General features: G+C 70.5%; 10 protein-coding genes and 1 pseudogene. 8 read left to right on the top strand and 3 right to left on the bottom strand.

Annotation, left to right across the window (positions count from 1 at the left end; translation table 11 throughout):
* The 3 genes and pseudogenes from ACR2FV_RS01755 to ACR2FV_RS01745 all read left to right on the top strand — a co-directional run.
* Positions 1-415, top strand: a pseudogene (locus tag ACR2FV_RS01755) (hypothetical protein); the annotation flags it as partial.
* A 19-nt stretch (positions 416-434) separates the two neighbouring features.
* Positions 435-1,634 carry a CaiB/BaiF CoA transferase family protein gene (locus tag ACR2FV_RS01750; RefSeq protein ID WP_434014002.1) on the top strand — a complete coding sequence of 400 codons (1,200 nt, stop codon included), beginning with the start codon at positions 435-437 and terminating at the stop codon, positions 1,632-1,634.
* Positions 1,631-2,836 (top strand): acyl-CoA dehydrogenase family protein, encoded by a 1,206-nt coding sequence (locus tag ACR2FV_RS01745; protein WP_434014001.1) that lies wholly within the window; start codon positions 1,631-1,633, stop codon positions 2,834-2,836. Before ACR2FV_RS01750 ends, ACR2FV_RS01745 begins: the two co-directional genes overlap by 4 nt.
* Before the next feature lie 20 nt (positions 2,837-2,856).
* On the opposite strand, the gene ACR2FV_RS01740 is transcribed toward ACR2FV_RS01745, so the two are convergent.
* Together ACR2FV_RS01740 and ACR2FV_RS01735 are read right to left on the bottom strand one after the other, a co-directional pair.
* On the bottom strand, positions 2,857-4,302 hold the full coding sequence (locus ACR2FV_RS01740; RefSeq protein ID WP_434014000.1) for an APC family permease: 1,446 nt from the start codon (positions 4,300-4,302) through the stop codon (positions 2,857-2,859).
* A 33-nt stretch (positions 4,303-4,335) separates the two neighbouring features.
* Entirely contained in the window at positions 4,336-5,028 is a 693-nt protein-coding gene (locus tag ACR2FV_RS01735) for an endonuclease (protein WP_434013999.1), read from the bottom strand.
* Positions 5,029-5,248: 220 nt separating this feature from the next.
* Between ACR2FV_RS01735 and ACR2FV_RS01730 the strand changes: the two genes are divergently transcribed.
* Complete coding sequence (locus tag ACR2FV_RS01730) at positions 5,249-5,926, top strand: hypothetical protein (RefSeq protein ID WP_434013998.1); 678 nt, start codon at positions 5,249-5,251, stop codon at positions 5,924-5,926.
* Positions 5,927-5,951: 25 nt separating this feature from the next.
* Here the strand turns inward: ACR2FV_RS01730 and ACR2FV_RS01725 are convergent, their stop codons facing one another.
* Complete coding sequence (locus ACR2FV_RS01725; protein WP_434013997.1) at positions 5,952-6,218, bottom strand: hypothetical protein; 267 nt, start codon at positions 6,216-6,218, stop codon at positions 5,952-5,954.
* 168 nt (positions 6,219-6,386) lie between these two features.
* On the opposite strand from ACR2FV_RS01725, the gene ACR2FV_RS01720 reads away from it, so the two are divergent.
* The 4 genes from ACR2FV_RS01720 (at position 6,387) to ACR2FV_RS01705 (ending at position 8,963) form a co-directional block, all read left to right on the top strand.
* Positions 6,387-6,530: a hypothetical protein gene (locus ACR2FV_RS01720; RefSeq protein ID WP_434013996.1), complete on the top strand. Its 144-nt coding sequence runs from the start codon at positions 6,387-6,389 to the stop codon at positions 6,528-6,530.
* A gap of 9 nt (positions 6,531-6,539) precedes the next feature.
* The gene (locus ACR2FV_RS01715; RefSeq protein ID WP_434013995.1) at positions 6,540-7,577 is read left to right on the top strand and encodes an RNA polymerase sigma factor; all 1,038 of its coding nucleotides are present in this window, start codon (positions 6,540-6,542) and stop codon (positions 7,575-7,577) included.
* 336 nt (positions 7,578-7,913) lie between these two features.
* Complete coding sequence (locus ACR2FV_RS01710; protein ID WP_434013994.1) at positions 7,914-8,375, top strand: VOC family protein; 462 nt, start codon at positions 7,914-7,916, stop codon at positions 8,373-8,375.
* A 96-nt stretch (positions 8,376-8,471) separates the two neighbouring features.
* Entirely contained in the window at positions 8,472-8,963 is a 492-nt protein-coding gene (locus tag ACR2FV_RS01705) for a DUF421 domain-containing protein (RefSeq protein ID WP_434013993.1), read from the top strand.
* Positions 8,964-9,200: the final 237 nt, after the last annotated feature.

The raw sequence follows: 9,200 nt of genomic DNA, 5'->3' as shown, positions 1-9,200 counted from the left end.
GCTGCTCGCCACGATTGGCCCCGACACGGTCGCCGCCGTCGTCGTGGAGCCGGTGCAGGGTGAGGGCGGCTTCGTCGTGCCCGACCTGGTGTGCTCGGCCAAGGCGCTCGGTGGCGGGCTGCCGCTGGCCTGCGCCGCAGCCCTGGGCGTGCTGGACATGCTCGAGGACGGTGAGCTGTTGGGCGCCGCCCGGCGGATCGAGCAGAGCGTCCGCGATGTGCTGGAGCCCCTGGCGCAGGAGGTCGGCACGATCGCCAAGGCCGTGGCCGCCGCCTGCCACGCTGCGGGCGTGATCATCCTGGTCTGCGGCACCTACGGCAACGTGATCCGGCTGTTGCCGCCGCTGGTGATCGAGCAGGACCTGCTGCAGGACGCGCTCGACGTCCTCGCCGAAGCGGTCCGTCACGCATCGTGAGCACGCGAGGAGCAGCACGGTGAGCGGCGCGCTCGACGGGATCCTGGTCGCCGACTTCAGCCGGGTGCTGGCCGGTCCCCTGGCCACGATGCACCTGGCCGACCTCGGTGCCACCGTGATCAAGGTCGAGCGGCCGGGAGCCGGAGACGACACCCGCAGCTGGGGACCGCCGTGGTCGAGCACCTCCTCCACCTACTTCGACAGCGTCAACCGCAGCAAGCGCAGCCTCACCCTGGACCTGAGCGACGAGGCCGACCGCGGGCTCGCCCACGAGCTGGCCCGACGAGCCGACGTGCTGGTCGAGAACTTCCGACCCGGTGCCCTGGACCGGTTCGGGCTGGGCTACGAGCAGGTGCGGCCGGACAACCGGGGGGTGGTCTACGCCTCGGTGACGGGGTTCGGCCGCACCGGCGGCGCCGACCTGATGGGCTATGACTTCCTGGTCCAGGCCGTCGGCGGGCTGATGAGCGTCACCGGCGAGGCGGGCGGTCCGCCGACCAAGACCGGCGTGGCCGTCGTCGACGTGCTGACCGGCAAGGACCTCTCCATCGGGGTGCTTGCCGCCCTGGTCGCTCGTGGCCGCACCGGCCAGGGCTGCCGCGTCGAGGTGGACCTGCTTTCCAGCCTGCTGGCCGCGATGGTCAACCAGGGGCAGAGCACCCTGGCCACCGGCACCGCCCCGGGGCGGATGGGCAACAGCCACCCCTCGATCACGCCGTACGAGACCCTGCGCTGCGGCGGTGGCCTGGTGGCGGTGGCCTGCGGCAACGACGGGCAGTTCGCCCGGTTGGCGGCCGCCCTGGGTAGGCCCGGCCTTGCCGAGGACCCGCGCTTGGCCACCAACGCCGCCCGGGTCGCCCACCGCGCAGACCTGGTGCAGATCCTCGAGAGCCTGCTGGCGGCGCACGACTCGGCCACCTGGCAACGGATCTTGACCAGGGTCGGTGTGCCCGCGGGTCGGGTCGGTGATCTCGCCGACGCCTTCGCCCTCGCCGAGTCACTGGGCCTGCACCCGTGGACCGACGTCGGCGAGCCCGGGGCGCCGTGTCCGCAGGTGCGCCACCCCGTGCAGTACGGCCCGGCGCTCACGGTGCCTCCCACCGCTCCCCCGCAGCTCGGCGAGCACGACGCCCAGCTGCGCGACTGGCTGCACCACCCCGACGCACCCGTCCCGCCCACCCCAGCTCACCGCATACCGTCAGAAGAGGTGCCCCGATGACTGCCACCACCGTCCGCCCACCCAGGATCGACCCGCTCGACCTCGCCGGGATCGACGACGTCCTGACGGAGGAGGAGAAGGCGATCCGCGGTGCCGTCCGCCACTTGTGCGACAGCGCCGTCGACCCGTATGTGGCCGAGTGGTTCGAGGCCGGCGAGCTGCCGCAGATCCGCGAGCTGGCCAAGGAGATGGGCAGCCTGGGGTTGCTGGGGATGCACCTGGAGGGCTACGGCTGTGCCGGGATGAGCGCGGTCGACTACGGGCTGGCCTGGCTGGAGCTGGAGGCCAGCGACTCCGGCATCCGGTCTCTGGTCAGCGTGCAGGGCTCGCTGACGATGTTTGCCATCTGGCGGCACGGCAGCGAGGAGCACAAGCAGCAGTGGCTCCCGGCGATGGCCGCCGGCGAGGCCATCGGCTGCTTCGGGCTGACCGAGGCCGACCACGGGTCCGACCCCGCCGCCATGCGCACCCGCGCCCGGCAGGACGGCGGCGGCGAGCGGGCCGACTGGATCCTGGACGGCGCCAAGATGTGGATCACCAACGGCTCGGTGGCCGACGTGGCGGTGGTCTGGGCGCAGACCGACGACGGCATCCGCGGCTTCGTCGTGCCCACCGACACCCCCGGCTTCTCCGCGCCGCTGATCAAGCACAAGATGTCGCTGCGTGCCTCCGTGACCAGCGAGCTCGTGCTGGAGGGGGTGCGGCTGCCGCATGATGCCGTGCTGCCCGAGGTGCGCGGCCTGAAGGGTCCGCTGTCCTGCCTCAACGAGGCCCGCTACGGCATCGTGTGGGGGTCGATGGGTGCCGCCCGCAGCTCCTTCGCCACGGCGCTGAAGTATGCCGAAAGGCGGGTCCAGTTCGACCGTCCGATCAGCGGCTTCCAGCTGACCCAGGCCAAGCTGGCCCAGATGTCGATGGAGCTGACGACCGGCACCCTGCTGGCCCTGCATCTGGGTCGCCGCAAGGACGCGGGCACGCTGCGCCCGGAGCAGGTCAGTCTGGGCAAGCTCAACAACGTCAGCAAGGCCCTGGAGATCGCCCGGTCCGCCCGCACGATCCTGGGTGCCAACGGCATCTCGCTGGAGTACCCGGTGATCCGGCACATGAACAACCTGGAGTCGGTGCTGACCTATGAGGGCACCCCGGAGATGCACACCCTGGTGGTGGGACAGGCGCTGACCTGTCAGGCCGCCTTCCGCTGAGGCAGACGGCGGCTGAGGCGCTAGACCGGGGGCGGTTGGTCCTGCGGCACGCCTCGCTTGGCGGCGACCCGGATCATCTCGTCATGGGAGTCCGGGCCGGGCCCCACGTGCGGGATTCGGGTGATCAGAAGGGCCCCGGCCAGACCCCAACCGCCGAAGATGATCCACTCGTACGGCCAGATCAGGGCGGATGGCATGCCGGGCAGGAAGAGCACGCCGAGGCCGGTCGCCAGGACGATGGCCGTGATGCCGGTGCCGACCCCACCGGGGGTGCGGAACGGACGCTCCATGTCAGGCTCACGGCGACGCAGCATGACGAAGCTGATCGCCACCATCACGAAGGCGATGATCAGGCTGACACCACCGGCGTCGACCAGCCAGACCAGCATCTGGCGACCGAAGATCGGCGCGAGCACGGACAGCCCGCCGATGAAGATCAGCGCGTTGCTGGGCGTGCGGTAGCGCGGGTGCAGCTTGCCGAACCAGCGGGGCAGCATGCCGGACGTGGCCATCGCGTAGGTCAGCCGGCTGGCGCCGATCAGGAAGCCGTTCCACGAGGTGAGGATGCCGGCGATGCCGCCGATCACCAGCAGGTTGCCCATGGTCTGGCTGCCCCAGAGCGCCGCCATCCCGTCGGCCACCGCGAGCTCGGACTCGGCGAGAGTGGCGGCGGGAAGAGAGGAACCGACGGTCAGCATGATCATGATGTACCAGGACACGGCCGCCGCCACCGAGATGAGCAGCATGATCCCGATCTTGCGGTAGGGCAGGTTGATCTCCTCGGCGGACTGCGGGATCACGTCGAAGCCGACGAAGAGGAACGGCGTCGCCACCAGCACAGCGATGATCCCCGTAGCACCGCCGGTGAACAACGGCTGCATCTGCTCGGTGTCCCCACCCACGAACGAGCCGAAGATCAGGGCCAGGCCGACGGCCATCAAGAAGAGGACGGCGATCGTCTGGAAGGCCGCCGCCGGCCGGACCCCGCGGTAGTTGATGTAGGTCATCACCACGGCGGCGACCACACCAACGGCCACCCAGGACAGGTAGACCTCGTAGCCGGCGATGGTCCACAGCTTGATCGCCAGCATGTCGGGGAAGAGGAAGAGCATCGTCTGCGGCAGCGCCACGGCTTCGAAGGCCACCACCGAGACGTAGCCCAGCACCAGGAACCATGAGCACACGAACGCTGCGCGCGACCCGATCGCCCGCAGCACGTACTGATGCTCCCCGCCGACCTGCGGCATCGCGGCGACCAGCTCGGCATACGTGAGCCCGACGAAACCCATCACGATGCCACCGAGCACGAAGGCCAGGGCGGCACCCATCGTGCCGGCGTCCTCGAGGAAGCCGCCGGTCAGGACGATCCAGCCGAAGCCGATCATCGCGCCGAAGGCGATGGCCAGCACGTCCCACTGACCCAAGACCCGGGTGAAGTCGGCGTCGGTCTCTGTCGCGTTTGCCATGGCCCGAAGCCTAGGGGCGGGGGGCGGTGCTGACTAGGGTGTAGAGCCGCCCTGCCGGAGGCCGCGAACGATGTCGTCATCCAGGGCGGCACGGACGCACCCGGCGGCCAGCCGCGGCAGGTCGTCGATCTCGACCAGCGCGGCCAGCCGACCCGGTGAGGTGGGCAGGCCCAGCCGTTCGGCCCCCTGGATGACCTTGTCGTCCAGCGTCGGCGCCAGCTCGGGCCAGAGGCCCTGGGCCTCGCGGCAGAAGATGGCTGCACCCGTGGGGCCGATACCCGGGAACTGTTGCAGGTGCCCGCTCACCTTCCCTGGTTGGTGCTCATCGCGTAGACGGCGCACGTCACCTCGGTAGTCGTCGAGCAGCAGCTGGGCGCCGTCGCCCAGCTGCGTCGCGGTGCGCTCGTCGTAGCGCCGGTAACGACCGCGCCCCAACGCGTCCACCCGCTGCTGCCACGTGGCCGCCATCATGCGCTGCGGTGTCCGGTATCCGGCCTCCGACAGCTCCTGCGCCGCGGCGACCGCGATATCGGCGCTGATCCGGGCAGACAGCAGCGTCGAGAGCACCAGCAGGCGGTAGAGCGGGGAGGGCTTGTCCCGCAGGGTGATGCCGGCCTGCTCGGCATAGGTGGTGCCGTGCCGGTCCAGCAGCCGGGCGACTCGTTCCTGCTGGGTGGCCACGGTGGCGAGTCTGGCCTCCGCCGCAGCGACCGGCAAGCGGAGCATCCGGTCAGTATGGGGAGCGCAGCCCCTCGAACATGGGGAAGTGCCGGACGTTGCGCGTGAGCAGCTCCGACCGCGGCAGGAGGGCGGTCGCGGCGATCGCGAGTCGGCCCGTATGCGGCGTCCACCGCGTCACGGATCAGTGGCCACTCGCCGACGAGACGCACGACCCGGTAGTCGCAACGGCAAGCGCATCGTCCCTCGTCCAGGGACGATGGGGCCTATGGCGATTCGCAACCGACCGGCATACGAGGCAGGCCTGGTGCTCGACGAGCAGGTCCGGCCTGGGTCGATCCGCGGTCGTCGCGCCCGGGTCGATGAGCCGCACGTCGCCGATCTCAACACCCTGGCCGGCATCATCTCGACGGAGGTCGGGGTCAGCGTGCCGCTCGTGGATCCGGCCGGCGGAGGCAACCGAGCGCGGGTCCTGGTGTTCCTCGAGGAGCACATCCCCTGTCGCAGCGCGGGCACCGGCCTGGTCAGCCTGCACGCCAACGACCCCACGGCCGCCAACACGATGACCGCCTGTGCGCAGGCCGGTCTCGAGTATGCGCAGATGCTGCTGTGGCAGGTCATCCCCTGGTGGACCGGGGACCCTGGCCTGGCGGGCCGGGCCAGCGGTGGCCTTCCGCGCAGGGAGCAGGCTCGGCTGGCCGGCCCGTATGTCGTCCGCCTGCTCGGCTCGTTGCCGCGGCTGGAGGCGGTGGTCCTGCTGGGACGCCGGACCCAGGTGGCCTGGGACCAGGCGATGCGCAGCGTCGAAGGCAACACAGCTGGTGAGTTGAGGGTCATGCCCTGCCCTCATACGAGCCCGATGGCCTGGCACATGACCGACCGCCGCACCGGCAGACCTCACCGCGAGATGACCGTCGACGTCTTGGCCAGGGCTGCGGGGCGGTGACATCCCTCCTCTCTGACGCAGACCCTCAAGACACGTGGCCGCGGAACGTGTCGTAGTGGATCTGCAAGAGCTCGGCGGCCGGCCGCTCACGGCGGGTGCGGGGCAGCACCATCAGCGGCTGCCGGTTGCGCACGGACGCCTCGCCCCGCTCGTCGCTGTCCGCCACGATGTGCGCGGCGTCGAGCAGCTCAGAATGGGCCAGCGAGCAGACCGCGCACCGTCGCTCGTAGGCGCGCAGCACCGTGGATCGAAACACGGGCTGGTGCAGCCGCTGGCGGGTCTCCCGCAGCACGTAGCGGCGCAGCTGCGCCTCGCCGGGGGACCCCTCGTCGCGCAGCAGATGAGTCTCGTCGAGGGCCAGGACGAACTGCTGCTGAGCAGGCTCCTCCCCACCAGGTAGACGGGGAACACCGGCTGGTAGAGCGCCGCACCGACACCGAAGGACCAGGTCAGCGGCTGGATGGTGATCGATGTCGACTCGACCGAGCGGGCGCACGAGGCGGCGGCGTTCCTGTCCTCCGCGCCCGGCCCCGGCGGCGAGCCGCTGCATGAGTGGCTCGAGGTGCGCCCGTTCCTGACCGAGGCGCCGGTCGTCACGGAGTAGCGCGTCGTCGTGGACGGACTGCTCAAGCAGTTCGGACCGCAGGTGCTCGGTGTCCTCGTCCGTCGTGGAGCAGACTTCGCGGCGGCCGAGGACGCCGTGCAGGAGGCGCTGGTCGAGGCGGTCCGGCGACGCCGGGAGGAGACGGTCCACGAGCAGCCCGCTCCCGGACCCACCGAGTGGGCCGACGACACGCTGCTCCTGCTGTTCTGGTGCTGCCATCCCTCACTCACGCCGGCCTCGGCGGTGGCGCTGACCTTGCGAGCGGTGGGCGGGCTGAGCACCCGGCAGATCGCGACGGCATACCTGGTGCCCGAGACCACCGTGGCGCAACGGATCAGCCGGGCCAAGCGGACGGTCTCGGGCCAGCGGCTCACCCAACCCGGGGACCTGTCAACCGTGCTGCGGGTGCTCTACCTGATCTTCAACGAGGGCTACCCCGGTGAGGTCGACCTGGCTGCTGAGGCGATCCGGCTGGCTCGTCAGCTGCTCGCGCTGGCCGACGAGCCGGAGGTCTCAGGGCTGCTGGCGCTGATGGTGCTGCACCACGCCCGCGCCCCCCGGCGCACCGCAGACGGCGCGCTGGTGCCGCTGGCCGAGCAGGACCGCTCACGGTGGGACACGGCGGCCATCGCCGAGGGGGTCGCGATCCTGCAGCGGGCGCTGAGCCGGGACCTCCTCGGGGAGTACCAGGCCCAGGCCGCCATCGCCGCGCTGCACGCCGACGCGGCGCGTGCGCAGGAGACGGACTGGAAGCAGATCCTGCAGTGGTATGACGAGCTCGCGGCCCTGGTGGACAGTCCCGTCGTGGCGCTCAACCGGGCCGTCGCAGTGGGCGAGGTGGACGGGCCGTTGGCCGGACTGCGCGCGGTGCAGGATGTGCCCGCCGGCGTGCCACGACATACTGCGGTCCGGGCCTATCTGCACGAGCGGGCCGGCGACCTGGAACTGGCCCGCGCTCTCTACGGCGCTGCGTCGCGTCAGGCGACGAGCGAGGCCGAGCGCGACCACCTCACCCGGCAGGCCGCGCGCCTGCACAGACAGTTGTAGGGGCGCGCTACTTCTCGCGCGGGGGCGGGAGGTTTGGCGCGAACGGCCTGACCGTCTGGCTGGGCACGGGAGCGGGGGGACGCATGTCCGCGGCGGCCTCGCCACCGCTGTAGCCGCCCTTCTTGTCGATCCATGGCTTCGGCAGAACTCTGCTGGAGTGACGGGCCATGACTCTCCTCCTGTTCCGATTCGACGCTCGATCGCCTACGGGCACCTCGAGAGGACAGCGCCCCCAGACGTCGATAGCCAGCACGACCATGCCATCGAGACGGATCCCACGACATCCTTCCGATTTCTTCAAGACCGCGGTGCCGACCGGCTGACAAAGTTGGTCTCATGACCGACGAAGCAGTCCGAAATCCACCGCCCGACCGGCCGCAGATCACGGTCTCCCTGACGTATGACGACGTCGAGGGGGCCGCTCGATGGCTCTGCGAGGTCTTCGGGTTCACCGAGCTCACCGAGACTCGAGTCGAGTGGGAGGGCAAGCTGGTGCACACCGAGCTCACCCTGGGCGAGCGGGGCCTGATCATGCTGGGACCGCCGTTCGCTGACCGAGCGAGCCCTCGGACCCGCGGCGGGACCACCTCGATGATGTCCGCCTATGTCGATGACGTGGACGCTCACTTCGCGCACGCCAAGGAGACGGGCGCGCAGATCGTGGCCGGCCTGGAAGACACCTTCTACGGCGACCGGACCTACCGCGTCAGTGACATGGAGGGCCACCACTGGATGTTTGCTCAGCGGGTCGCCGACATCCCGCCGCAGGAATGGGACTTCACCGGCAGCAACGGCTGAGCGACTCGGCGAGCTACGGCATGCCTGCGGTGGGCCCACCGATCTACGGGTAGCGCCGCCCGGATGGACTTGCTTTGGACCGGATGGTTTCCGATCGTGCACACGGCCGTGATGGGGACGGCGGGCTTCCTCGTGCTGGTGCTGCTTCTGCGGATCTCCGGCGCCCGGACGATGGCCAGCATGACGCCGTTGGACTTCGTGGTCGCGGTGACCCTGGGCTCGGCCTTCGGCCGCACGGTGACCGCGGTCGACGTGCCCGCCAGCCAGGCCGTGGCCGCACTCGTGCTGCTGGTGGGGCTGCAGTGGCTGCTGGCCACCGTGCGATACCGCGGGGGGTGGATGCGCCGGGCGGTGGACTCGCCGCCGGTCCTGCTCTGGTATGACGGAGCCTTGGTCCAGGAGTCGCTACGCCGGCACCGCATGACCGAGGCCGACGTGCATACGGCGGCTCGAGAGGCCGGCCACGGCTCGCTGGCCGGGCTCCAGGCCGTGATCCTTCAACAGGACGGCTCGCTCGGGGTGATCACCGCCGACGGCATGGGTGACGGGTCGACGGTGCTGCCCTACGTCGAGGGGCACCCCGCCTGAAGCGCCAGCACAACCCTCACGTCGCCCGGACATGCGGAGTTGGGCCGTTGACACTCCCGCCCGCGCAAGTGCGTCCTTTCGGCTCCCTTCTGTTGTCAAGTCGCCGGAATCGGTTCCTGGGAGTGTGCGCCGGCGCTTGTCGCCGTCAAGGTCGTTCGTCCAGTAGGGCGCTGCACCTTGACACCTCCGGCGCGTCGCCGCGTGGGCTGAGGAGCCGAGCCCGGACCGGGGTGCGCA

Source organism: Ornithinimicrobium sp. (assembly GCF_051004135.1).
In the GTDB taxonomy this organism is placed as follows: Bacteria; Actinomycetota; Actinomycetes; order Actinomycetales; family Dermatophilaceae; genus Ornithinicoccus.
The sequence above is the reverse complement of the archived record's forward strand: the minus strand, read 5'-3'. Positions and strand labels throughout refer to the sequence as shown.

Bases quoted from the DNA above. Each gene is read 5' to 3' on its own strand.
- ACR2FV_RS01745 (WP_434014001.1), top strand. From the start codon at position 1,631: ATGACTGCCACCACCGTCCGCCCACCCAGGATCGACCCGCTCGACCTC.
- ACR2FV_RS01740 (WP_434014000.1), bottom strand. From the start codon at position 4,302: ATGGCAAACGCGACAGAGACCGACGCCGACTTCACCCGGGTCTTGGGT.
- ACR2FV_RS01735 (WP_434013999.1), bottom strand. From the start codon at position 5,028: ATGCTCCGCTTGCCGGTCGCTGCGGCGGAGGCCAGACTCGCCACCGTG.
- ACR2FV_RS01730 (WP_434013998.1), top strand. From the start codon at position 5,249: ATGGCGATTCGCAACCGACCGGCATACGAGGCAGGCCTGGTGCTCGAC.
- ACR2FV_RS01720 (WP_434013996.1), top strand. From the start codon at position 6,387: ATGGTGATCGATGTCGACTCGACCGAGCGGGCGCACGAGGCGGCGGCG.
- ACR2FV_RS01710 (WP_434013994.1), top strand. From the start codon at position 7,914: ATGACCGACGAAGCAGTCCGAAATCCACCGCCCGACCGGCCGCAGATC.